This window comes from Aequorivita sp. H23M31 (genome assembly GCF_004022485.1).
Taxonomy (GTDB): Bacteria; Bacteroidota; Bacteroidia; order Flavobacteriales; family Flavobacteriaceae; genus Aequorivita; species Aequorivita ciconiae.
Window position 1 is genome coordinate 3,094,103 of record NZ_CP034951.1, and the last position, 22,742, is coordinate 3,116,844.

At 40.7% G+C, this 22,742-nt stretch carries 22 protein-coding genes; 18 read left to right on the forward strand and 4 right to left on the reverse strand.

Annotated elements, in window-relative coordinates; all coding sequences use genetic code 11:
- The first annotated feature begins 78 nt into the window (after positions 1-78).
- From EI546_RS13555 to EI546_RS13565, 3 genes are all read left to right on the forward strand, one after another.
- Positions 79-1,083, forward strand: a complete 1,005-nt coding sequence (locus EI546_RS13555) for an LLM class flavin-dependent oxidoreductase (protein ID WP_128251046.1) — start codon at positions 79-81, stop codon at positions 1,081-1,083.
- Between the two features lie 101 nt (positions 1,084-1,184).
- Positions 1,185-1,604: a CBS domain-containing protein gene (locus tag EI546_RS13560; protein WP_128251047.1), complete on the forward strand. Its 420-nt coding sequence runs from the start codon at positions 1,185-1,187 to the stop codon at positions 1,602-1,604.
- Positions 1,605-1,800: 196 nt separating this feature from the next.
- A complete protein-coding gene (locus tag EI546_RS13565; protein ID WP_128251048.1) occupies positions 1,801-2,457 on the forward strand; it encodes an HAD family hydrolase in 657 nt (218 codons plus the stop codon).
- A gap of 89 nt (positions 2,458-2,546) precedes the next feature.
- Here EI546_RS13565 and EI546_RS13570 read toward each other — a convergent pair whose 3' ends face one another.
- Together EI546_RS13570 and EI546_RS13575 are read right to left on the reverse strand one after the other, a co-directional pair.
- Positions 2,547-3,089: a transposase gene (locus tag EI546_RS13570; RefSeq protein ID WP_128251049.1), complete on the reverse strand. Its 543-nt coding sequence runs from the start codon at positions 3,087-3,089 to the stop codon at positions 2,547-2,549.
- 92 nt (positions 3,090-3,181) lie between these two features.
- On the reverse strand, positions 3,182-4,630 hold the full coding sequence (locus EI546_RS13575; RefSeq protein ID WP_128251050.1) for an exonuclease domain-containing protein: 1,449 nt from the start codon (positions 4,628-4,630) through the stop codon (positions 3,182-3,184).
- 167 nt (positions 4,631-4,797) lie between these two features.
- Here EI546_RS13575 and EI546_RS13580 point away from each other — a divergent pair, with 167 nt between their 5' ends.
- The 12 genes from EI546_RS13580 to EI546_RS13635 all read left to right on the forward strand — a co-directional run bounded on the left by EI546_RS13580 (position 4,798) and on the right by EI546_RS13635 (position 16,877).
- Complete coding sequence (locus tag EI546_RS13580; RefSeq protein WP_128251051.1) at positions 4,798-5,043, forward strand: DUF6364 family protein; 246 nt, start codon at positions 4,798-4,800, stop codon at positions 5,041-5,043.
- Positions 5,040-5,450 (forward strand): type II toxin-antitoxin system VapC family toxin, encoded by a 411-nt coding sequence (locus EI546_RS13585; RefSeq protein WP_128251052.1) that lies wholly within the window; start codon positions 5,040-5,042, stop codon positions 5,448-5,450. The genes EI546_RS13580 and EI546_RS13585 overlap by 4 nt, the downstream gene beginning before the upstream one ends.
- Positions 5,451-5,661: 211 nt before the next feature.
- Positions 5,662-6,438 (forward strand): non-homologous end joining protein Ku, encoded by a 777-nt coding sequence (gene ku / locus EI546_RS13590; protein ID WP_128251053.1) that lies wholly within the window; start codon positions 5,662-5,664, stop codon positions 6,436-6,438.
- A 2-nt stretch (positions 6,439-6,440) separates the two neighbouring features.
- Positions 6,441-8,870 carry a DNA ligase D gene (gene ligD / locus EI546_RS13595; protein WP_128251054.1) on the forward strand — a complete coding sequence of 810 codons (2,430 nt, stop codon included), beginning with the start codon at positions 6,441-6,443 and terminating at the stop codon, positions 8,868-8,870.
- Between the two features lie 1,025 nt (positions 8,871-9,895).
- Positions 9,896-10,633 (forward strand): helix-turn-helix transcriptional regulator, encoded by a 738-nt coding sequence (locus EI546_RS16535; protein WP_240673116.1) that lies wholly within the window; start codon positions 9,896-9,898, stop codon positions 10,631-10,633.
- Positions 10,634-10,981: 348 nt separating this feature from the next.
- Complete coding sequence (locus EI546_RS13605; protein ID WP_128251055.1) at positions 10,982-11,476, forward strand: hypothetical protein; 495 nt, start codon at positions 10,982-10,984, stop codon at positions 11,474-11,476.
- A gap of 24 nt (positions 11,477-11,500) precedes the next feature.
- Entirely contained in the window at positions 11,501-12,307 is an 807-nt protein-coding gene (locus EI546_RS13610; RefSeq protein WP_128251056.1) for a hypothetical protein, read from the forward strand.
- Positions 12,288-12,998, forward strand: a complete 711-nt coding sequence (locus EI546_RS13615) for a hypothetical protein (RefSeq protein ID WP_128251057.1) — start codon at positions 12,288-12,290, stop codon at positions 12,996-12,998. The genes EI546_RS13610 and EI546_RS13615 overlap by 20 nt, the downstream gene beginning before the upstream one ends.
- Positions 12,976-13,698, forward strand: a complete 723-nt coding sequence (locus EI546_RS13620; RefSeq protein WP_128251058.1) for a COG1361 family protein — start codon at positions 12,976-12,978, stop codon at positions 13,696-13,698. Before EI546_RS13615 ends, EI546_RS13620 begins: the two co-directional genes overlap by 23 nt.
- Positions 13,673-14,365 carry a COG1470 family protein gene (locus tag EI546_RS13625; RefSeq protein WP_128251059.1) on the forward strand — a complete coding sequence of 231 codons (693 nt, stop codon included), beginning with the start codon at positions 13,673-13,675 and terminating at the stop codon, positions 14,363-14,365. Before EI546_RS13620 ends, EI546_RS13625 begins: the two co-directional genes overlap by 26 nt.
- A gap of 2 nt (positions 14,366-14,367) precedes the next feature.
- On the forward strand, positions 14,368-15,396 hold the full coding sequence (locus EI546_RS13630) for a polyprenyl synthetase family protein (RefSeq protein ID WP_128251060.1): 1,029 nt from the start codon (positions 14,368-14,370) through the stop codon (positions 15,394-15,396).
- On the forward strand, positions 15,396-16,877 hold the full coding sequence (locus tag EI546_RS13635) for a geranylgeranyl reductase family protein (RefSeq protein WP_128251061.1): 1,482 nt from the start codon (positions 15,396-15,398) through the stop codon (positions 16,875-16,877). The genes EI546_RS13630 and EI546_RS13635 overlap by 1 nt, the downstream gene beginning before the upstream one ends.
- Before the next feature lie 564 nt (positions 16,878-17,441).
- On the opposite strand, the gene EI546_RS13640 is transcribed toward EI546_RS13635, so the two are convergent.
- Positions 17,442-17,705, reverse strand: coding sequence for a hypothetical protein (locus EI546_RS13640; RefSeq protein WP_128251062.1), 264 nt, complete (start codon positions 17,703-17,705; stop codon positions 17,442-17,444).
- Between the two features lie 323 nt (positions 17,706-18,028).
- On the opposite strand from EI546_RS13640, the gene EI546_RS13645 reads away from it, so the two are divergent.
- The 3 genes from EI546_RS13645 to EI546_RS13655 all read left to right on the forward strand — a co-directional run bounded on the left by EI546_RS13645 (position 18,029) and on the right by EI546_RS13655 (position 21,270).
- Positions 18,029-18,832 carry a helix-turn-helix domain-containing protein gene (locus tag EI546_RS13645; RefSeq protein WP_128251063.1) on the forward strand — a complete coding sequence of 268 codons (804 nt, stop codon included), beginning with the start codon at positions 18,029-18,031 and terminating at the stop codon, positions 18,830-18,832.
- A 92-nt stretch (positions 18,833-18,924) separates the two neighbouring features.
- The gene (locus EI546_RS13650; RefSeq protein ID WP_128251064.1) at positions 18,925-20,220 is read left to right on the forward strand and encodes an OmpA family protein; all 1,296 of its coding nucleotides are present in this window, start codon (positions 18,925-18,927) and stop codon (positions 20,218-20,220) included.
- A gap of 447 nt (positions 20,221-20,667) precedes the next feature.
- Positions 20,668-21,270, forward strand: a complete 603-nt coding sequence (locus EI546_RS13655) for an REP-associated tyrosine transposase (RefSeq protein WP_128251065.1) — start codon at positions 20,668-20,670, stop codon at positions 21,268-21,270.
- Positions 21,271-21,391: 121 nt separating this feature from the next.
- Here EI546_RS13655 and EI546_RS16275 read toward each other — a convergent pair whose 3' ends face one another.
- Positions 21,392-21,580 carry a hypothetical protein gene (locus EI546_RS16275; protein ID WP_164905244.1) on the reverse strand — a complete coding sequence of 63 codons (189 nt, stop codon included), beginning with the start codon at positions 21,578-21,580 and terminating at the stop codon, positions 21,392-21,394.
- Between the last annotated feature and the right edge of the window lie 1,162 nt (positions 21,581-22,742).

Genomic DNA, 22,742 nt, shown 5'->3' on the forward strand with positions numbered 1-22,742 from the left:
ATAAATATTCGATTAAAATAACCAAGCTAACCATAATTTGTATTCATCGCCAATCCAGTAAATTGTAAAAATGTATCAATGTTAGAAGAACAAAACCTAAAAAACATTCCCTTTTCCGTCTTGGATTTGGTTCCGGTAATTCAGGGAAGTTCCCATAAACAAGCAATGGAAAACAGTCTTTCCCTCGCTCAGCATGTCGAGAAATTGGGATTCAAACGCTTTTGGATCTCCGAGCACCACAATGCGGAAAGTCTTGTCAGTTCGGCCACGCCATTGCTTATTGGATATATTGCAGAGGGAACTAAAACGATTCGCGTAGGTTCTGGCGGAGTTATGCTCCCGAATCACGCACCTTTAATTGTGGCAGAACAATTTGGAACATTAGCTACTCTTTATCCAGACCGTATTGATCTTGGTTTAGGTCGTGCCCCGGGAACGGATCAACTAACGGCAAGAGCTCTTCGACGAGAAAGAGTGGAAACGGTAAATGATTTTCCTCGGGATATTCAGGAACTGCAATATTATTTTTCAAAAACCAGTCATAACAGTCCCGTTCGAGCTATTCCAGGCGAAGGTTTGGAAGTGCCCCTTTATCTTTTGGGCTCCAGCACCTTTAGTGCCCAGCTCGCTGCCGAACTCGGATTACCTTACGCTTTCGCCAGTCATTTTGCTCCTAATCATTTGCACGAGGCGATGCAATTGTACCTAAATGGCTTTAGGCCTTCCAAACAATTGGAAAACTGCTATGCAATGGCAGCGGTGAATGTTGTGGTAGCAGATACCGATGAAGAAGCAGAATATCTCTCCAGCAGTATGAAACAATTTATGCTGAATATTATTCGTAATACAAGACAACCATTACCTCCGCCCGTGGAAGATATGTCCAAAATTTGGAATCCAATGGAAGAGGCGCATATAGCCAAAATGATGCAATATACTTTTGTGGGAAGTCAGGAAACAGTTCGGAAAAAGATTGCGAATTTCATCTCAGAAACACGAGTGGATGAAATAATTACGGTTTCACATATTCACAATCACGGATCCAGATTAAAGTCATTTGAATTGTTGGCACAACTGAAATAGGGATTTTTAAATTTTATGTTTCTTAGTCTCCTTGACGAATGTCATAATTTATATGGAACATTTTCTCGAAATTTATCCTATTACTAAAAACAATAGAAATTATGAGAAAAGGAGAGCCGATTTCATCAATTATGACCAAGAATGTTATCACTTTAAATTCAAAGGACGAATTAGAGACTGCAGAACATTTATTTAAGAAGAACAAAATAAGACATATTCCCGTGGTGAAGGGCAAATCCATTATTGGAATGCTGAGTTATACGGATTTGTTGCGAATCAGTTTTGCCGATGCAGTTGATGACGATGATGAAACTATCGATACTACCGTATATAATATGTTTACAATCGAGCAGGTAATGGCAAAAAACCTTGTCAGCGTTCCTTCCTCCGCTACTGTCAAGGAGGTTGCTGAAATACTGGCAAAAAAGGAATTTCACGCCTTGCCAGTGGTTGATGACAATAAACTTGTTGGAATAGTTACAACTACTGATTTGATTAAGTATTTGATTGAGCAGATTTAAAGTGTAAATAATAAGCCTACAATCAAAGTTTTTCCAAATGAATGATTTCAGCTCCATTCTTAGTTATTGAAACCTGAGGAGATTGTTTATATAAAAAGGCTACTTAGTTTTGAGTGGCCTTTTACTTTAATTTTTTGTGAATTAGCGCCCCCATCATTCAATCCATAGTATCTTCGCAAAAAAAGAAAACAGATAAATGATAAAGGCAGTACTTTTCGATATGGACGGTGTAATTGTGGATACGGAACCACTTCACCGGAAATCTTATTATAGAATGTTTGATGATTTCGGAATTGACGTTTCCGATTCGTTGTACGATTCCTTCACCGGTCAAGCTACTTTACCCATTTGTCGCACTCTTACTGAAGAGTATAATTTGGCGGCAAGTCCGCAGGAATTAATGGCGACCAAGCGGAAGCATTTTAAATACCTTTTCGAAAATGATAATGATCTCGACCTCTTGGATGGTGTATATGATTTAATCCGTGATTACTATAATAACGACCTAACACTCGTTCTTGCTTCCTCTGCTTCCATGTTAAATATTGAAAGAATCTTTGATCGTTTCGACCTTAATAAATATTTTAAAGCCAAAATAAGTGGCGCCGATTTAAAAGCCTCCAAGCCGCATCCAGAGATTTTTATTAAGGCTGCGGAATTGGCGGGTAAACCACGCGAAAAGTGTATGGTTATCGAGGATTCAACTAATGGTATCGCCGCCGCACATTCGGCAGGAATTTATTGTGTCGGATTTAAAAGTCCAAATTCTGTTAATCAGGATTATTCCAAAGCCGATAAGGTGATTACGGATTTTGGGGAGATTAGGTTTTCAAAGATTTCTGAAATTTTCTAAACCTAACAGGTCTCGTTGGTTAAACCTGACAGGTTTTTGAAACCTGTCAGGTTTGATGAATCAAGTTTTGGTCGATCAAGTTTGGTGGATCAGGTTTGGTCGAGATCTGATAAATCAGGTCTTTGTCGATGGACGAATTTAAAGTTCTCAATATTGTCAAAAATCTCAATTACTTCTTCTCTTTTTAATTGGGTAGGTTTTGATGAAAGAATGGTAGCATAGGAACTATTTGGGTAATTTTCAATATTCTCTATAATTCCGTGATTTTCGGGATTCAGATGGATATAAAGTATAACCTGCCTTAAGTATTTTTCCTCCGTGATTCTCTTTCGTTTAAAAGGACGTTGAAATAAGTTCCCAGTTCTATTGTACTTTTTGTTGAAAGCTTTCGAATATGCATTAAATAAATTGGAAAAAGCCTGGGATTGGTTTTCACTCTTTTCCTTAATCCTGACTAAAAAATGAAAATGATTTTTAAGAAGACAATAGCAATAAATATCTGCTATGTGTAAAATATGTTTCTGTGTCAATTTTAGGAAATACCGATAGTTATCATCTTCATGGAAAATGGGCTGTTTGTTGTTTCCTCTATTGAAAATATGATAGAAATATGTGGGTTCCAAGAAATCCATTGTATTTGATTGACTGCAATGAATATAGCTATATTTTTCTCAACTCGACTACCTAAACCTGACAGGTCTTTGAGACCTGTCAGGTTTAATCCTTAATTCCCGGGAAAAAACTCAAACAAATCAATAGTCAGGCTCCGCACTTCACACCGAACAGTTGGAGCATTCTCAAACCGCACCACATTATCCTCTCCATATTTTTTCAGATAACTCCGGATTACCGCGTGGGTATGGTAACTGGCAATCTGCCGTTTTAAATATGGTTCAAAATCTTCTACTTCACAAATGGACTCATTCTGGTCAAAAAATCCGAAGCCTTGATATTGTCCGGCTACTACTAGGGCGAATCCTATTTCTCCGTTTGATCTTCCTTTTCCTTGGATGGCAAAACTGGGTTTGTTTTCATTAAGAAATTCAATGGCCGATCTGACTTTTTCATTGTAATCTTCCACTGATTCGGTTTCCTCACAAATTCCTTCGCAGCTATGTATTTTATAATGCGAACATTTTTCCACATTACTTTGAAGAGTGCAGAACCGCGGACATAATTTATAAGTCTCACAAATTTCTTCCAACTTTTCCATCGCTTCCGTCCGGCTGTAAAAGGTACTCACGGAATCGTTAAGTGCTTTCGTTTTTCCCAATGCCAGTTGGATAATCCCCCGTTGATTCACATAGCTTATAATTTGATAGGTGGTTGCCGGCAGTTTCTGAGCGCGGTTAAATTTAGGATAGTGTTTTCGGATATGTTCCGATTCCACCAACAACGCTAAAAGTTCATTTCCGGTCTTTTCATAATCGATATAATACGTTTCCTGGCCAAGATGGTATTCCTTCTTTTTATCATAAAAATGGCTCAATACCCGTTTTTTGATGTTAATGGCCTTACCAGCATATATCACCTTGTGCTTCTGGTTTTTAAAAAGATATATCCCCGCCTCTTCCGGCAAATCCTCTATTTGTTCCGAAGATAAATGAGGTGGGAGTGTGGCCTGCTTGGAACGCGGATTTAGAAAGGTATTGAACACTTTAAAGTCTTCGTCCAAAGATAACAACCGTTGAAAAAGAATTACCGTCGCATCCACATCTCCTTCGGCACGGTGCCGGTCCAGATGTGGGATATTAATAGTATCGCAAAGTCGTCCAAGACTATAAGAGAGTAAATTCGGAATCAATTTCCGCGAAAGGCGAACCGTGCACAATCTTTTCCGTGTAAAACTCTGACCGATATTCTCAAATTCATTCCGAATAACATTGTAGTCGAAACTCACATTATGCGCCACAAAAATTGCATCACGAGTAAATAGGTCAATCTTTTCCGCCACTTCAAAAAAACGAGGCGCGTTTGCAACCATTCGGTCATCAATTCCAGTCAAAGCCGTGATATAATGCGGAATCTCCCTTTCAGGATTTACTAGCGTGGTATATTTATCAACTACTACATTGCCACGTAATAGGGCAATACAAATCTCCGTGATCCTATTGCCGGCTATTCCTCCGCCGGTGGTTTCTACGTCAATAATGGCAAAAAGATGTTGATGCATTTTATTTGCTTGAAAGGAAAACAAATGTATTAAAAATTAGAGATTAAAATGGAAACCTTCCTGTTAAATGGAAATAATCCAATAATTTATAATTCCGATTTATTTGTCAACCTAACAATTTTTTTATTACGTAGTAATCGATTATTTTTACACGTAAACTTATTGCTATGGACAAGAAACTCACTTTAAGCCTTAAAGGCGCGGTTATAGAAAGGGCAAAAGCATATGCCAAAGCTCAGGATACCAGTCTATCAAAACTTATAGAATCCTATTTGGCTAGTCTAACTAAAACCAATGAAAATAAATCCAATATAACTTCTTTAGTTCAGAGTCTAAGTGGTGTTGTGACTCTTCCGGAGAATTTCGACCACAAGGATGCTTACACTGATTATCTAATCGAGAAATACAAATGAGCAAATTACTCATCGATACAAACATTGTCATTGACTTGCTTTCTAGACGAGAGGAATTTTATGACGAAGCAGCCGATCTGTTTTCTAGGGCCGATAGAAAAGAATTGGATTTGGTAATCTCATCTTTAACTTTTGTCAAAACAAACTATATCCTCACAAAGCTGAAGTCAGCCAAAGAAGCTCGTGAAATATTGAGAAAATTCAAGGTGCTTGTTGAAATAGTAAGTTTGGATGATAAGATTATTCAACTTGCTTTAAGTGATGATGATTTTCCAGATTTTGAAGATGGATTACAATTTTATACCGCTGTCGAAAATCAAATAGACATTATAATAACACGAAACAAAAAGGATCTTAAAAACTCCAAGATACCTGTCCTGACCGCAAAAGAATTTCTGGCCCAATAGCAAAAAGATTGCAGTATTAATCCCCACAAATTCCTCTTTTTCTCCATTTTCAAAACTTTGAAAGGTTCTCATTCAGGTTAAAATATCCTAAAATCTGCCATACTTCATAAATAGAAGTTATAATTTTATACGAAGTTGAAGGAAGTGGTTATAAAAAGAAATTGCTCAACAACCTAATCCCTAATCCCCAATCCCTAATACCTAAAAAACTATGCGCTCAATCTGGAACGGCTCGATTAGTTTTGGCCTTGTGTCAATACCCATTAAAATGTACAGTGCTTCGGAAGAAAGCAGGCTGGAACTCGATATGCTCGACGTGCACGACAACGCCCGAATCCGTTACAAACGGGTAAACGAAAATACGGGGAAGGAAGTGGAATGGAAGGATATCGTAAAAGGTTTTAAAAAAGATGATCACTATGTGATTTTGGAAGATGAGGATTTCGCCCAGGCGAATATGAAAAAGAGCAAAACCATCGATATCGAGGAATTTGTAGAAGAAAAAGAAGTGAGCGACTTGCTTTTTAAAAAGCCTTATTTTCTTGAACCTCAAAAGGAAGGAGGGAAAAGTTATAATTTACTAAGAGATGCGCTTAAAAAAACCAAGAAACTGGGAGTGGCCACTTTTGTGATGCGCCAAAAAGAAAATCTTGCCCTTATTGGAGTTTATAAAGATGCCCTTGTCCTACATGCCATCAGATTTGCTGATGAAATTCGCGATCCCGCAGATCTTAAATTGCCATCCACTAAGGTTTCTAAGAAAGAGGTAGATATGGCACTGACGCTCATAGAAAATTATACGGAACCCTTCAAACTGGATAAATATAAGGACGTTTATAATGACCAGTTGATGAAAATAATCAATGCCAAAGCCAAGGGTAAAAAGACCAAGGTGGAGAAAGTGGATACCACTCCTACACAAGCTGAAGATCTGATGGCAAAGCTTAAAGCGAGTCTTGATAAGAAAAAGAAAAGTAAAGCTTCCTGATTTTGGGATTAGAGGATTACAAAAAGAAACGGAAATTCGATAAAACCCCCGAACCTGAGGGAGAGATAGGTGAGGAGAATCAACGTAGATTTGTGATCCAGCGCCATCAAGCCACGAGACTCCACTATGATTTACGTCTGGAAATGGAGGGCGTGCTTAAAAGTTGGGCGGTGCCCAAAGGTCCTTCCCAAAATCCAGAGGATAAACGGTTGGCAATCCAAACCGAGGACCATCCCGTTAAATATCTTTCTTTTCACGGAGTAATTCCCAAAGGAAATTACGGTGCGGGGGTTATGGATATTTGGGATGAAGGCACCTACAATGTTTTGGAAAGTAAGGGCACTTCAAATCCTGTTGCCCAAATTAACAAAGGAGATCTGAAAATAGAATTCTTCGGAAAAAAGATAAAAGGAACTTTCGCCCTTGTCCATACCCAACGCGGAGAGCAAAAAAACCAATGGCTGCTGATTAAAAAAAAGGATAAATATTCCACCGACCTGGAATACGATGCCGAAATCTTTGTGGAGGAAGGAAAGAAGTCCGCACAGGTCAGAAAATCCCTTAATCTTGATGAATATGTAAAACCGATGCTGGCTACTTCGGCCAAGGAGATTTTCAAAGATCCTAACTGGGTTTTTGAACTGAAATGGGATGGATATCGCGTTGTGGCAAATATCAAGGATGGGGAAGTGGATATTTATTCCAGAAATGGGATTTCCTATAATTCAAAATTCGCTTCCGTTAAAAAAGCTTTGGAAAATATCCCCCATAACTGTATTTTGGATGGGGAAGTAATTGTGGTTAATAAAGAAGGAAAAAACGACTTTCAAAAACTTCAGAAATACGATGCCAAAACTACAAAAGGTCAATTGCAATATCAGGTTTTTGATTTGCTTCATCTTAACGGAATGGACACCATCGGACTCCCCTTGGTAGAACGAAAAAGTCTTCTGCCCGAAATTCTGGAAGGCCTTGATAATGTTCTTTATTGTGATCATATTGAAGCAATGGGTCCAACTCTTTACAAACGTGCGGTGGATGCAGGAATGGAAGGCGTGATGGCAAAAAAAGCAGATTCTACTTATGTTCCTGGGTATAGAAGTGAATATTGGTTAAAAATAAAAGACGTCAACACCGAGGAAGCCATTATTTGCGGCTACACCGATTCAAAAACAGGAGGTAATCTATTCGGCTCCCTAATTTTGGGAATGTATAAAGATGGAGTTTTGACGTATGTTGGAAATTGTGGCTCTGGATTTTCTACTGCCGAACAAAAAATGCTCAAAAAAAAGTTTGAAAAGCTGAAAGCTGAAGAACGACCTTTTAAAAAAGCCCCGGCATTAAAAGGTAGAAAACCATATTGGGTAAAACCGGAATTGATCTGCGAAGTGAAATTCACCGAATGGACCAACAGTGGCGTAATGCGCCATCCCGTTTATAAAGGCCTTCGAAAGGATAAGAACCCCGAAGAAATAGTTCCACATCAAACTGCCAAAAACTCCCCCACACAAACAAAAACTTCATCTTCATCTTCAACTTCTTTAGAAGTTGATGGTATATCTGTTCCCGTTTCCAATCTTGACAAAGTCTATTGGCCCGATACTGGCTACACCAAATACGACTTGATTGATTATTATCTTCATATTTCAGAATACATTCTGCCATACCTTATTGATCGTCCTCAAAACCTGAACCGCCATCCCAATGGTATCGACAAACCTTCCTTCTATCAAAAGGACAACGAAATTCTGCCACATTGGATTGAGACTTTTAAAATTTACTCCGAATCTTCTAAAAAGAAAATTGAATACCTCCTTTGCCAAAATGAAGCAACCTTGTTGTATATGGCGAATTTGGGTTGTATAGAAATCAATCCGTGGAACTCCGTTATCCAGGATTTGGAACATCCTACCTACACCGTAATCGATATCGACCCTTCGGAAAAAAATACTTTTTCCCAGGTTAAGGAAGTCGCCTTGGCCGCAAAGGAAGTGTTGGACCTTGCAAAAATTGAAGGCTATCCCAAAACCTCCGGCTCTTCGGGCATACATATCTACATTCCTCTGGATGGAAAATACACCTACGATGAAGCCCGCGATTTTACCAAATTGCTCTGTTATTACATCAAGGAAAAACTTCCCAAACTTACCACAATGGAACGCGCCTTAAATAAACGGAACGGCCGGATTTACCTTGACTTTCTCCAAAACCGCCGTGGACAAACCCTTGCTGCTCCTTACTGCGTTCGCCCTAAAAAAGGAGCTTCCGTTTCCGCTCCCTTGGAATGGTCCGAAATAAACTCGAAGTTGGAAATTTTAAATTTTACCCTTAAAAATATGCCTGAGAGAGTGGAAAATTTAGGCGATCTGTTTTTGCCAGTGCTTCAGTCGGGAATCGATATGGGGGCCGCAATGGAGAATTTAATGGGGTAAGCATAGCAAGCATTGCGAGCTTTTCGCGAAGCAATCCCTGCTTTTCGCATCTTTAACCCACTGTGGAAATCTACTGCCCATGCTATTATTGCTAGCAGGGTTTCTGCTCCTTCTACGCAACTTTTCAACTATGTAACTTTCGATAACTTTCAAATGGTCTAAATTGTAAGTCCACAAAGTTCCATATCTAGATTATAAATAAGCTTTAAGGAATTTTTACATGTTTTGATTTTGATCTATTGCTCCCAGAATATCCTGCGTCAACTTTTTAATTAATCTGCTAAGAGATCTGAATTCTTTTCTACCTTTAAAATTTCAATTAAATGTTTCAATGCTTTTTTAAGGCGTTTTGCATCATTCTCTAACTGGAGGCATCATAAAATACCGTTACTAGGCCCATTTATATATTTCACAGGTAATCCACATTCGTTCTTCGAGATGACTAAAGGGTAAGGTGAATTTAACTCCTTTCTTACAATCTCACCATCATTATAGGTTATAGCAATGTTTTTCCCATCTATTTCCATACACGTTATTTTAAAATCCTTTTGCTTTTAAGATGATTCGGCTAGCTTTTATACGGCGTCGGTTCTTCATAAGAGTTTAACAACTCAGTCAATTTTTCTATTCGCTTGCGTTCTAAAACTCGAATTCCAAGCCTTTTTTTCCGCATCACTCATTTGGCCATTCGATGTGAAATACCAATTCTTCACTGGATCCGAAATAATAAGATATCGGGTTTTACTTTCTTGGTCAAATTTTATAATACTTGCGTAGCCGTAGCGATCTTGTGCATGAACTTGCGCAGTAATGAATAGACAAAATATTGTCAAATGCCTACTAATGGTTTTGAGATTGTTATCATATTATTATCGTTTTAGAGATTAAGTAAAAAACGCAAATCTTTTCCCAATTTTAAAATACCCAGTACTAGGTATTTTTAAAGGAATAATGTATTTTCACTATTGCTAAAGTTTTATCTAATTCCTAATGATTTTTTTATCATTAGATTTAAATCCTAACCGATGGCTGATGAAAATTCATCCTTTAAAGCAAAGAGATTGGAATTGGATTCCCAACTTCACGGGGTTCAGCGCCATCTTAAAAATGGCGCCTATAACCTTGTCGATCTGGGAAATATATTGCCCGCAGCCTTAATTGTGCAGGAAGTGGTGGAAGGAAAACCGGTGGGGGTAAGCTTTATGAATGACTGGGGTTGTGAACGTTTGGGAACCTCGGCCAGCGAAATCAATTCCCTTGGTGATGAATACTACGAAAGGTACTTTGTAAAGGAAGAGTCTTTGGGAATTTTCATGGGTATCTCAAGATATTTGGAAAATGAAGATTTCTCCCAACAGTACAATTTTTTTCAACGGGTAAAACTACACGGTGAAACCGACTATAAATGGTTTTATTCCGTCTGTAAAATGTTCTCGGTTCCTGAAAATTCCGTTACCGCACAAAAATTGGTAGTCCTTTCAAATCCGCTTGAAGGTGTAGGCGTTACAATATCCAAAGTGAACCAATTGCTCGATGAAAATATTTACATAAAAAATAATTATCGGGTCTTTGCCACCTTGACCAAAAGTGAAAAGCGGATTATCGCTCTTCTGGTACACGGGAAATCTTCCAGAGATATTGCAGAAGAATTGTCCCTATCAATCCATACCGTAAGTACCCATCGCAAAAATATAATCCGAAAGACCCAGTGCACTACCTTTGCGGCCCTGCTTAAATTTGCAATGGCCTTTGAGGTTTATTGACTCCCTGCTCAAAGTCCCTGCTGCGCAACATCTCCCATTTCGAGCCTGTTTCGTCTCCGACCTCGAGCTCTTCTGTTGTTGCCATATAGTGTAAATATGAAATTCAAGTAATTATCAAAAAAAGTGACCCATCCCCATGTCCCACAGGGCTTCGCAAAGTTTCCGACTTTGAGCCGGCTACGCAAAGTTTCCGACTTTGAGCCGGCTACGCAAAGTCTCCGACTTTGAGCGTCGCTTAAAACGGTTATCAAGTGTTAAATTTTAATAATAGACACAAGATTTTAACTAAAACGGTTGATGTTATATTCTTTCATACTCCTAAATTTGAGGAAGTTAAAAACTTTCGTTATGAGTATGCCATCCATTCCTCAGCCATTTAAGAATGAGCTAAAACCAACCGGTATTTTTGATGTGGACTCAACCATTGACGGTGGACTCGACACCCGTTTATCCGGCGCCTTTGCTGCCACCCACGGCGGTAGCATCAATACAATCGTAAGCGGTAGGCTGGAAACCGATAATGTGCTAAAACTTAAGGGAGATCCTAATGAACCTGTCAGTACGGATAGCAAAATCGAAATCTTGAACCTTCCCCGGTTTACTTTGAATGACATCAAGGATATGATGAAAGTGCGGGTCCGGATTCCCAATTACTCCAATATCTGTGTAAAAATGCTTGGCGTCGAGGTTTTGAATGTATGTGTGGGAGGGGAAGGGCAGATTATTACCGAGCCCTATATTCCAACAGCTGCCGAACGGTGCGAGGACGATTGTTGCGCACCGGATACCAGGCCATTTCCAGAACCCCAAGGTCAAGACCCTACCGGAGGAACACACGGATGAACTAGAACCATCTAAACGAAACCCATGAAAACAGTAACGTCCCATTCGCATCAGGAAAAAATCGGGATTAAGGAGAAGGAAATCGTTCTCAATGGTCCACCGAACAATTTACAGGGAAATATCCAATTTGTAAACCTCGAAGAAGATCCTCTTCGGGTCAAAACCCTGGCCCTTGTAGATGAAAATCAGGAACACCTTAAGGATGGCACCAAGGATTTCCTTCATTTTTCCTTCAGACTCCGTCCCGGAGAACAGAAATCGGAAACCGTGTTTCATCAATTGCCTGCGCATACCCCGCCGGGCGTTTATGAAAATTACATCAGCTTGGGCGAGAATATGCACAAGGTAAAGATGATAGTGCAGCCCGCTATAGAGATTGAGGTATTTCCCCAGTATTTTACCTTTCAGGATACTACCCCCGGCACCACTCATATTGCCGTCATCACGCTTACCAACAAAGGCAATATGCCCTTTCAGGTGCCCGAATTAAAGCACGCGGCCCTGTTGGATATGGATCTGTTGTGCCGTGCTTTTGGAAAGGGGTTTAGAGAAAGGGATAAAGATGATTTAATGTCCACATTGGACGAGGTTACCCGAAATCTCAAGGAAAACCTTACCAACTGGGTTTCAATTTCCATAGATGAGCGGGATCAAATTGTTGAACCCGGCGACTCGCTTCTGCTTCACGTGAATTTTACCGTTCCCCAAAACGCCGATGCAAGACGAGACTATGATGGCAATTTCAGGTTTTGGGATAAGGAAATTTCCGTCGTAATAAAATCCCATCGCGATTCAAATCAAAAAGTAAGATATGAGAAAAGTTCAAAGTGATACTTCACTCCCTCAAATGTTGACAGATAATTTTCAGAAGATGGCAAATATTTCCTTGGAAGCTATGCAGCCTTTAGTGGAAAATATGACCGAAAATTTATCAAATCTCAACAAAACTTTTTCTGAAAGTGGTCTTCCCGTATTGAATATTCTTGGGGCGGGAAAAAAAAGCAAATGTTGTCCACCTGAAGAAATTTGTCCGCCGCACTGCATTGCTACTATCAATAAACAGGCAATGGCCGGAGAGCGTATTATCGTGCCCATTGTGGTTACCAATAATTGTAATTCCCAAAAAACATATCGTGTGGGCATTCGCGAATTAAAAGATGTAGACGGCAATGCTGCTCCCGCTCAACCTCAACTGAATAAAACCCAAATCCAGCTCGAGCCGGGAAGGAGCGAGCGTATTTTGATGACTTTGGACCTTGCTAATTTCCCTAATGGCAGTATCTATGAAACGGAAGTGGTATTAAGGGAGAGGGAAATAAATCAAAATATATGTTTCACCCTTCATGTAAACGACAACAATTTTACCGAGGTCACTCCTTATGACGAAAAAAAATTCAAATTAAAGTGGCAGGATTGGCAATCGCATTTTTATTGTGAACCGCCAAAAAGGGAACGAAATGCAACCCTTGTAAACAACGAAGCTTCCAACCAAAACACTAATGATGAAGAAGGAGAAGGATGATTTCTCAAAAGATGTAGAAAGTATTTTCCGTAAATCTGTTGAGATCAACAAGCATTATTTAAAGCAGAGCGCAGAATTGGCCAAAACCTTTGGCTCATCGGGACGCGAGCTAAAAAATCTGAAGCTCTTCCAGCCCGAGCTGATGATGGGGGCACTGACTTCTTTTACCAAAATGAATCTCGATCATTATAAAAATATGATGGACCTCGGTTTCGCCCTCACCAAAAAAGCCTTGATTCCAGATGTTGAAGCCGAATTTCCCGAAGAAAATCCTCCTTCCGATGAACCTTCCTTTATTCTTTCTGCTATTTCCCTTGCTGGGGAAAATGTGAGCCTGCAATTTATTCTGGATAATGTAAAAAAAGAGGAAGCCTCCTGTCAACTGGTGAATTCGGAATACGTAGATGTCAATAACAACGAAAGCATCTACAATTTCCCTACCGTTTTTAGACCCCAATCCTTTCATTTGGCTCCCGGTGTGTCACAAACCGTAGCTATTAATATTTCCCTAGATGCTAATATTCCCTTGGGTACCTACCAAAGTAAAGTGCAAGTTTTGGGTTTTGAGTCCAGTTACTTTCTTATAAGGCTTAGCATTGTTGAACGGTCGGAGAATGATTCAGAAAAACCTTCAAGATCAAGACCCATAAAAAAACCTGGAAATGGCCGCCAAGATGAAAAAAGACCAAAACAGCAGTAATCGGGGCCGAAAATTTGCCGACGATATTTTCAATGAAATCAAAAAGGACGATATACTTTCCAGTGCTCAAAAAGTAATCAATTCCGCCGTAAATGTTCTTGAAGAAGAAATAGCTGCAGGGATCCTTGCTGCCAAGAAAATTGAAAAGAAAGTTCTTGACGTTGACGAAATTCGCGATGATCCCGATGATCTGATGAACCGAATAAGAAGAGATACCCACGAAGCGGTAGATCTTTTTCTCGATGCCCTTACCGCGCTTACAAAACAGCTGAACAAATTTTCCGATAAGGAAAACAAATCCGAATCTGGAAAATCCGCGGCCACTGATTCAAAAAAAAGTCCCGTTCTGTCCCTGATTGAATCAGACCGGCCGCTACATCCTGGAGAAACAGAGGTTTTCACCTTTTCACTGATGGAAGATACCGCTGATGCAACGAAAATAAGTTTTCAAAAAACCGCTCTCTTCGGTCCAAATGGAAAAACCATAAGTGCTACGGCCATAAAGGTTTCCCCTTCCAATCTTGTTTTAAAGCCAAAAGAAGAACAGCAGGTAAAAGTACAGATCACCTTACCAAAAAATGCCGAACCCGGTATGTACAATGCCCTGATTACGGATAAGGATAATACCACCGTAAAAGTGGTTCTCAATATTGAAGTAAGCCAATAAGGATGGATAGAGGTTTAATGAATACGATGCTGGCTTCCTATGGTGCCGAAACATTAAGGGGAATAAAACAGTTTATTCCCGATAAGGAACCGCGGGCCTATCTATATAATCTGGTAGCCGAATATCCTAACCGAGGGGGAAAAGGCTTTAGGCCCGGACTCTGCATCGCAACATGTAAAGCATTTGGCGGAAAATTGGAAGGAGCGGCCAATTCTGCAATTTGTTTGGAACTTCTCCACAATGCCTTTCTTATTCATGATGATGTGGAGGATGAAAGTTTTTTCAGAAGAAACAAACCTACCCTTCACCAAAGCACCAATAATGCCATTGCGGTAAATGTTGGCGATGCAATGCAGGTACTCGGACTGTATCCACTGTTCAGCAATCGAAAAACGCTCGGCGATAAGCTTGCGATGCAGATTTTCCTCGAGGTACAGCATATGGTTACGGAATCTGTGGAAGGCCAGGCCATGGAATTGGGATGGCGAAAGAATAATACCTCCAATTTAAAGGAAGCGGATTATTTGCGGATGATTCTGAAAAAAACCTGTTGGTACACCTGCATGCATCCCATCCGCATAGGAGCCATCATTGGAACCAAGGGACGGATAAATCCGGATAAATTTGACCGTTTGGGATATTTTATGGGAACTTCCTTCCAAATCCAGGATGATGTGCTAAATCTTATTGCCGAAGAGGAGAAATACGGAAAGGAGATCGGGGGCGACATCCTTGAGGGAAAACGCACCTTGATGCTCATCCATTTAATGGAAAACTGTAATAAAAAGGAACTTGGTAAAATCTCAAAGTTTCTTTCGGTATCCATCAGGGAAAGGACCCAAACTGAAGCTATGGAAATCCTGCAGCTTATGCACAAATATGAGTCCATCGGCTATGCCAAGCATACCGCACAATATTTGGCCGGAGCGGCTCTTAAGGAATTTTATACCCTGTTTTCCCATTTGCCCGATTCTGAAGATAAAACCTTAATTGAAAGCATAATTCTTTATATGATTAATCGAGAATATTAATGCTCATCGTAAAACAAAAAATAGAATACGATTGCGACGTGCTTATTGTCGGTGGCGGACCATCTGGCAGTGCTTTGGCATTTCATTTGGCAAAAAATGGAACCAAGGTTATTGTTGCTGAGGCCGAAAAATTTCCCCGCGATAAGGTCTGTGGAGATGGGGTAAGTCCCATTGCCTTATCTGAATTGGATAAAATGGGAATTACCCGAACCAATGTATTTGCAAAGGCGAATGAGATAAAAAAAGTAGGTTTGTTCCTAAAAGACGATGAAGTATATATCAATCTGTCCAAACCCGAACACTTGAAATTTCACGCCCGTATCATCCCGCGCATTGAACTGGATAATATGATCTATGGGGCAGCCAAAAATGCCGGGGCCACTTTTATGGAAAACAGCCGTGTCCTAAAATATAGCATTTCTCCCACTGCAGCAGTTGTTACCGTAAAAACTGTGCGTGGCCAAAGTACGATAAAAGCCAGAATGGTAGTTGGTGCCGATGGCAGCCGTTCCACGATTGCCAGACAACTTAGAGGAAGCAAACCTTCCGATGATTACCAGTTATTGGGACTTCGGGCCTATTATAATAATGTGAACGGTCCCACCGATCGGGTGGATATTTATTTTAGTGAAGAAGGTTTTCCCGGTATTTTTTGGATGTTTCCAAAGGGAAAAAGCGATGCGAATATAGGAATGGCCATGGTTTCAAAAACCTTTCCCAAGAAGCCGGACCACATTAAAAATCTGCTCCAGAACCATATTGCCAACCATCCGGAAATCCAAAAGCGAATTGGCACGGGCACTTTGGAAGCAAAAATGGACGGATGGCCCATCACTTTTTATAATAAATCCCAAAAACTCTGTGCCGATAGGGTTTTATTGGTAGGAGAGGCGGCCGGGTTTATAAATCCGTTAAGCGGAGATGGCATTCAATATGCTCTGTTGAGTTCCAGTTGGGCTGCAGAGGCCATAGAAAAATGTTTGGCCCAAGATGAATTTTCCGAATTCAGTTTAAACTCCTATGTTAAAAGAGTGAACAGGGAAGTCGGTTTTGACTTTGCCCTTTCAAACCTTTTGGTGTACTTCCCTAAAAATAAAACCCTGACCAAAGTTTGGATGCAGATCTTGACCATCCTCATTTCCCGGGCCAAGCACGACAAGGAATATGCAGATATTATAGCGGGTATTTTTGAGGGCACCTATCCTTCCTATAAAGCCTTGACCCTTCCGTTTATTTTGAAATCCATAAAACAGGGAGGAACAGATGTAGGAAAAGCAATTTTGGAAAGATTAAACCACCCAAATGAACTAGTTGAAGATTCTGCAGAGGTGATCCATTCTATCTTTAAAATCATCGATGAAGTAAAGTCCAATCCCGAAGAACAGTTAAAATGGGCAGGCACCACCCTTTCCAAAACCGCCACCGTCGCCGGCCATCTAATAACCAGAATCGATTTAAACAAAATCCGAAATCACCTTTAGCTGCACGCACGCAGCGCAAAGTCTCCGACTTTGAGCCTTTTTACATTGTATTATAAGTTCCATAATTTCCGTGGCATCTTTCGATGCCAAGCCCTATTTATATTTGTCCGCTGCGCAAAGATTTTGACTTTGAGTCCCGTGCGCAAAGTCTGCGACCTTCGCTGCGCAAAGTCTAAGACTTTGAGCCTTCCAAATTGTAATATAAGTTTCATAACTCCTGCGCATCTCTCGCTCCATTTCCCACAAACCCCTCGCTGCGCAAAGTCTAAGACTTTGAGCCCTTTCCAACAGTATTATAAGTTCCATAACTCCCGTGGCATCTCCTCGCTGCGCAAAGTCTTTGACTTTGAGCCCTCGCTGCGCAAAGTCTTTGACTTTGAGCCCTTTCCAACGGTATTATAAGTTCCATAACTCCCGTGGCATCTCTCGATGCCAGGCCCGATTTATATTTGCTAACACATATACCTCGCTGCGCAAAGTCTTTGACTTTGAGCCCTTTCCAACAGTATTGTAAGTTCCATAACTCCCGTGGCATCTCTCGATGCCAGGCCCGATTTATATTTGCTAACACATATACCTCGCTGCGCAAAGTCTGCGACTTTGAGCCCTTTCAAACGGTATTATAAGTTCCGTAATTCCCGTGGCATCTCCTCGCTGCGCAAAGTCTTTGACTTTGAGCCCTCGCTGCGCAAAGTCTGCGACTTTGAGCCCTTTCAATTGTATTATAAGTTCCATAATTTCCGTGGCATCTCTCGATGCCAAGCCCGATTTATATTTGCTAACACATATACCTCGCTGCGCAAAGTCTGCGACTTTGAGGCCTTTCAAACGGTATTATAAGTTCCGTAATTCCCGTGGCATCTCTCGATGCCAGGCCCGATTTATATTTGCTAACACATATACCCGCTGCGCAAAGTCTGAGACTTTGAGTTTTTCAAATTGTATTATAAGTTTCATAACTCCTGGGCATCTCTCGCTCCATTTCCCACAAACCCTCTATTCCCTAATCTTATAATTTTGGTTACCTCAGTTATTAGATAGAAAATCATTTTAATAGACTTAAATCCTGAACTTGGGCATGAAAATAATTCGACATTATTTTTTATATTGGTTGTAAGGAAGTGAAGCTCCTTATATGAGGGCATTAAATCATGATTCAGATCGAAATTCATAAAGAAGTTATACAAATCGATTGGTTAGTCCATCAATTTGAATCCTATAGGTTTCAGGACGCTGCGATAGAGGATAAATTTTTCCCGCGCCCGTATGTATCCTTGATTTTTCATTTTAAAAGTCCGGCACTCCTTGCGGATGTTGAAAAAGTGAAGTTGGACCCTTATTTTGTAGCTCCTATTATTCCCCAAGCATTTAATCTGGAGTTTAAGGGGCAGATCGATACTTTCGCGGTTACCTGCAAAGCCACCGTATTTTCCCGACTCTTCAAGATTGATATGTTTCCCCATTTAAAAAGAAGTATTGCATTACCCGCAGCTATGTTTCTACCGCTATGGGAAGAAATGGCCATCTTGGAATCTACTGAAGCGCGAATTTCCCATTTCTCAAAGTTTATTGATTCTTTTCAAGACCAGTCTTATGTATTGGATGCGGTGGACATACTTTATGACAAAATTCTTGAAAGGGGTCCCCAGGTGCCCTTAAAGGAGATTTTTCAAGAATGTCCCGCCAGTAAAAGCACCCTGCTTCGTAAATTCTTAAAACGTACGGGAGTCAGTCCCAAAACGCTTGTCCGCATTGTTAGACTTAATAATATTTGGACGAAAATTAGTAGTGGTCATCCTGTTAGTTATCCCGAGATGGTTTACCACGGCAATTATTATGACCAATCCCATTTTATTAACGATTTTTCCACGATAATCGGTGAAACTCCCGGCAATTTCTTCAATAGAAACCTTCAAAATGTAAAATACTTTTCCGGCATTTCTTCGTCGATCTAAGTTGGGACTTTTTTCCAATCACAGGAATTTTCTTGGGTATATTTTTATGCTTTCCCTTTTACCTAGAAAAGTCAAATCAAAGCATTACTACTATGAAAACAAAAACATTTATATACGCACTTGGCCCGTTCCTGTTCCTATTTATTAGCACAGGGGTTGAAGCTCAGATTTTAAATAAAATCGCGAATAAAGTCCAAGAAACTACCGAACGGAAAGTTCTCGACAAAACGGAAAAGAGCACGGAAGATGCTCTTGACGGATCCGAAAAGAAGGTAAATACCACAAAAAATAAAAAGAATAATAGCAAGGAAGATAGCCTAATAACAGCTGGTCCTGATGAATCAAATGTTGGTTCCGCAGATTTAATTTCATATGCCAATTATGATTTCGTCCCCGGCGACCAATTGTTATATTATTACGATATGGCCGGTGAACGGGATTCCGAAATTCCCGGCAGAATGTTGTTGGATGAAGGCAATTTGGAGATTCAAACTTATAAGGGAGAAAAGGTGTTGTACATCCCTGCCAGTTCCGAAGCCTATTTCAGTCCGCAAATGACAGATAAAAATTATTTGCCGGAACAATTTACCTTAGAATTCGACATTCTTTCTAATGGCGGGTTAAAGACCACTACCGACGCCTCAGAAATCACTTTGTTTTTTAGGGGAGAGGATGAAAGTGTGGGAGCCTATGGCAACGCCACAGCGCCAATTCGAATTGTTCTTTCCGGTATTTCGGGAGATAATGATACGGCGAGTTACCAATTCGGGATTTTTAAAAGTGACGATTGGATTGGTGCAGTAAACAAAAATTTTCCTGCTGAAGCGGTAAATCCTTCCCAGAACAATTGGAGGAAGGTGGCATTCTACATGAATAAGAATATTGGGAAACTTTACTTAGATCAGCATCGTATTGGGATGGCAAACCAAATTGAAACAGGAAAACCCGCAAAATTGGATATTGCCGTAACCAATCCCGATCATCCAGTGATGATTAAAAATTTTAGGATTGCTGCTGGCGGCGCCGATGCTTATAACAAAATAATGAGCGACGGAAAAATTGTTGCATACGGAATCCAATTCGATGTAAACAAAGCCACCCTCAAACCAGAATCCATGGGCACTATAAACGAAATGGTAAAGATGATGCAGAGCAACCCCGCTTTAAAATTTGAAATCACTGGCCATACCGACAGCGATGGTAAGGATGCCCTTAACATCCAATTGTCGCAAGACCGAGCCGAAGCCGTAAAAACGCAAATGATCCTAATGGGAATTGAGTCCGCACGCTTGACTGCCAATGGTTTTGGCTCGAAAAATCCCGTTGCAAAAAATGACACTGCAGAAAACAAGGCGCGTAATCGGAGGGTGGAGTTTGTGAAACTTTAAATTACATATTTGGGCGAGCCCGCTGCTCAAAGTCTGCGACTTTGAGCCTTTTCAACCCCCGCTGCGCAAAGCCCGCTGTTCAAAGTCTGCGACTTTGAGCCTTTTTACTTTGTATTATAAGTTCCATAACTCCCTTCGCATCTCTCGATGCCAAGCCCAATTTATATTTGCTAATACATAAATTTCCCGCCGCGCAAAGCCCGCTGCGCAAAGTCTGCGACTTTGAGCCCTTTCAATTGTATTATAAGTTCCATATCTCCCGTGGCATCTCTCGATGCCAATCCCAATTTATATTTGCTAACCGGCTACGCAAAGTCTTCGACTTTGAGCCTTTTCAAATTGTATTATAAGTTCCATAACTCCCATAGCATCTCTCGATGCCATGCCCGATTTATATTTGCTAGCACATACATTTCTTTCATTATATTTACTCGAAGCTATTATCCTATGAAAGAAGGATTTATCATAAGAGACCAATCTGCTCCACATTTCATTACGGCAACAGTAGTGGACTGGATAGATATATTCACTCGAAAGATTTACAAAGACTATGTCATAGATTCCTTAGATTATTCAATAAGGAATAAAGGTTTGATAGTGTTTGCCTATGTGATAATGAGCAATCACATTCATTTAATAATTCAGGCCAAGGACAACAACCTCTCTGATGTTATTAGGGATTTTAAAAAATTTACTGCCAAAACCATTCTAAGGGAAATCGAGACTAGCAATGAAAGCCGAAAAGGATGGATGTTGGAAAGATTCATAAAAGCCACAAAAACCCATTCGCGTAATAAGAAATATCAATTTTGGCAATATGGGAATCACCCCGAGGAAATTTATACGGAGAAATTTCTATGGTCAAAAATAAACTATATCCATCTCAATCCAGTGAGGGCAGGAGTTGTTGAAAATGCAGCGGATTATCTTTATTCCAGTGCTTCCAATTATATGGGAGGTCGGGGAGTTTTAACAAATATTGAAATCGCTGCAAATCCTGTTGTTGATGTATTAAAGCCGTCATCATTTGATAACTATCTGCGAATGTAGTGGTTTAATGCAGTTTTGGTATGGCATCGTGAGATGCCGGTGAAGTTTAGGAAAGTTCCATTGAAAATTGTGAGGGGCTCAAAGTTGGGAGACTTTGCGCAGCTGTGGCGAATGTAGGGGCTTAATGCAGTTTTGGTATGGCATCGGGAGATGCCAATGAAGTTTTGGAAAGTCCACTGAGAATAGTGAGGGGCTCAAAGTCGGGAGACTTTGCGCAGCTGAGAATGTAGTGGCTTAATGCAGTTTTGGGATGGCATCGGGAGTTGCCAGGGAAGTTTACGGAAGTCCATTGAAATTGTGAGAGGCTCAAAGTCGGGAGACTTTGCGCAGCTGTGGTGAATGTAGTGGATCAATGCAGTTTTGGTATGGCATCGTGAGATGTCAGTGAAGTTTAGGAAAGTCCACTGAGAATGGTGAGGGGCTCAAAGTCGGGAGACTTTGCGAAGCTGTGGCGAATGTAGTGGCTTAATGCGGTTTTGGTATGGCATCGTGAGATGCCAGTGAAGTTTAGGAAAGTTCCATTGAGAATCGTGAGGGGCTCAAAGTCGGGAGACTTTGCGCAGCTGTGGCGAATGTAGTGGCTTAATGCAGTTTTGGTATGGCATCGTGAGATGCCGGTGAAGTTTAGGAAAGTTCCATTGAAAATTGTGAGAGGCTCAAAGTCGGGAGACTTTGCGCAGCTGAGAATGTAGTGGCTTAATGCAGTTTTGGGATGGCATCGGGAGATGCCAGGGAAGTTTAGGGAAGTCCATTGAAATTGTGAGAGGCTCAAAGTCAGGAGACTTTGCGCAGCTGTGGAATGTATTGGCTTAATGCAGTTTTGGTATGGCATCGGGAGATGCCAATGAAGTTTTGGAAAGTCCACTGAGAATGGTGAGAGGCTCAAAGTCGGGAGACTTTGCGCAGCTGTGGCGAATGTAGTGGCTTAATGCAGTTTTGTTATGGCATCGTGAGATGCCAGTGAAGTTTAGGAAAGTCCATTGAGAATGGTGAGGGGCTCAAAGTCGGGAGACTTTGCGCAGCTGCGTTGACTTTGCGCAGCTGCGGCGAACGTAATGGATTAATGCAGTTTTGGTATGGCATCAAGAGATGCCAGTGAAGTTTAGGAAAGTCCATTGAGAATCGTGAGGGGCTCAAAGTCGGGAGACTTTGCGCAGCTGTGGCGAATGTTGTGGCTTAATGCAGTTTTGGTATGGCATCGTGAGATGCCGGGGAAGTTTAGGAAAGTTCCATTGAAAATTGTGAGAGGCTCAAAGTCGGGAGACTTTGCGCAGCTGTGGTAACTATCTGCGAATGTAGTGGTTTAATGCAGTTTTGGTATGGCATCGTGAGATGCCGGTGAAGTTTAGGAAAGTCCACTGAGAATGGTAAGGGGCTCAAAGTCGGGAGACTTTGCGCAGCTGTGGCGAATGTAGTGGTTTAATGCAGTTTTGGTATGGCATCGGGAGATGCCAATGAAGTTTAGGAAAGTC

Excerpts from the sequence above, each read along its gene's own strand:
- EI546_RS13645 (WP_128251063.1), top strand. The coding sequence starts at position 18,029 with ATGATTCAGATCGAAATTCATAAAGAAGTTATACAAATCGATTGGTTA.
- EI546_RS13615 (WP_128251057.1), top strand. The coding sequence starts at position 12,288 with ATGAGAAAAGTTCAAAGTGATACTTCACTCCCTCAAATGTTGACAGAT.
- EI546_RS13625 (WP_128251059.1), top strand. The coding sequence starts at position 13,673 with ATGAAAAAAGACCAAAACAGCAGTAATCGGGGCCGAAAATTTGCCGAC.
- EI546_RS16535 (WP_240673116.1), top strand. The coding sequence starts at position 9,896 with ATGGCTGATGAAAATTCATCCTTTAAAGCAAAGAGATTGGAATTGGAT.
- EI546_RS13620 (WP_128251058.1), top strand. The coding sequence starts at position 12,976 with ATGATGAAGAAGGAGAAGGATGATTTCTCAAAAGATGTAGAAAGTATT.
- EI546_RS13650 (WP_128251064.1), top strand. The coding sequence starts at position 18,925 with ATGAAAACAAAAACATTTATATACGCACTTGGCCCGTTCCTGTTCCTA.
- EI546_RS13580 (WP_128251051.1), top strand. The coding sequence starts at position 4,798 with ATGGACAAGAAACTCACTTTAAGCCTTAAAGGCGCGGTTATAGAAAGG.
- EI546_RS13585 (WP_128251052.1), top strand. The coding sequence starts at position 5,040 with ATGAGCAAATTACTCATCGATACAAACATTGTCATTGACTTGCTTTCT.
- EI546_RS13555 (WP_128251046.1), top strand. The coding sequence starts at position 79 with ATGTTAGAAGAACAAAACCTAAAAAACATTCCCTTTTCCGTCTTGGAT.
- EI546_RS13655 (WP_128251065.1), top strand. The coding sequence starts at position 20,668 with ATGAAAGAAGGATTTATCATAAGAGACCAATCTGCTCCACATTTCATT.
- EI546_RS13610 (WP_128251056.1), top strand. The coding sequence starts at position 11,501 with ATGAAAACAGTAACGTCCCATTCGCATCAGGAAAAAATCGGGATTAAG.
- EI546_RS13605 (WP_128251055.1), top strand. The coding sequence starts at position 10,982 with ATGAGTATGCCATCCATTCCTCAGCCATTTAAGAATGAGCTAAAACCA.
- EI546_RS13635 (WP_128251061.1), top strand. The coding sequence starts at position 15,396 with ATGCTCATCGTAAAACAAAAAATAGAATACGATTGCGACGTGCTTATT.
- ku (WP_128251053.1), top strand. The coding sequence starts at position 5,662 with ATGCGCTCAATCTGGAACGGCTCGATTAGTTTTGGCCTTGTGTCAATA.
- EI546_RS13565 (WP_128251048.1), top strand. The coding sequence starts at position 1,801 with ATGATAAAGGCAGTACTTTTCGATATGGACGGTGTAATTGTGGATACG.
- EI546_RS13570 (WP_128251049.1), bottom strand. The coding sequence starts at position 3,089 with ATGGATTTCTTGGAACCCACATATTTCTATCATATTTTCAATAGAGGA.
- EI546_RS13560 (WP_128251047.1), top strand. The coding sequence starts at position 1,185 with ATGAGAAAAGGAGAGCCGATTTCATCAATTATGACCAAGAATGTTATC.
- EI546_RS13575 (WP_128251050.1), bottom strand. The coding sequence starts at position 4,630 with ATGCATCAACATCTTTTTGCCATTATTGACGTAGAAACCACCGGCGGA.
- EI546_RS13630 (WP_128251060.1), top strand. The coding sequence starts at position 14,368 with ATGGATAGAGGTTTAATGAATACGATGCTGGCTTCCTATGGTGCCGAA.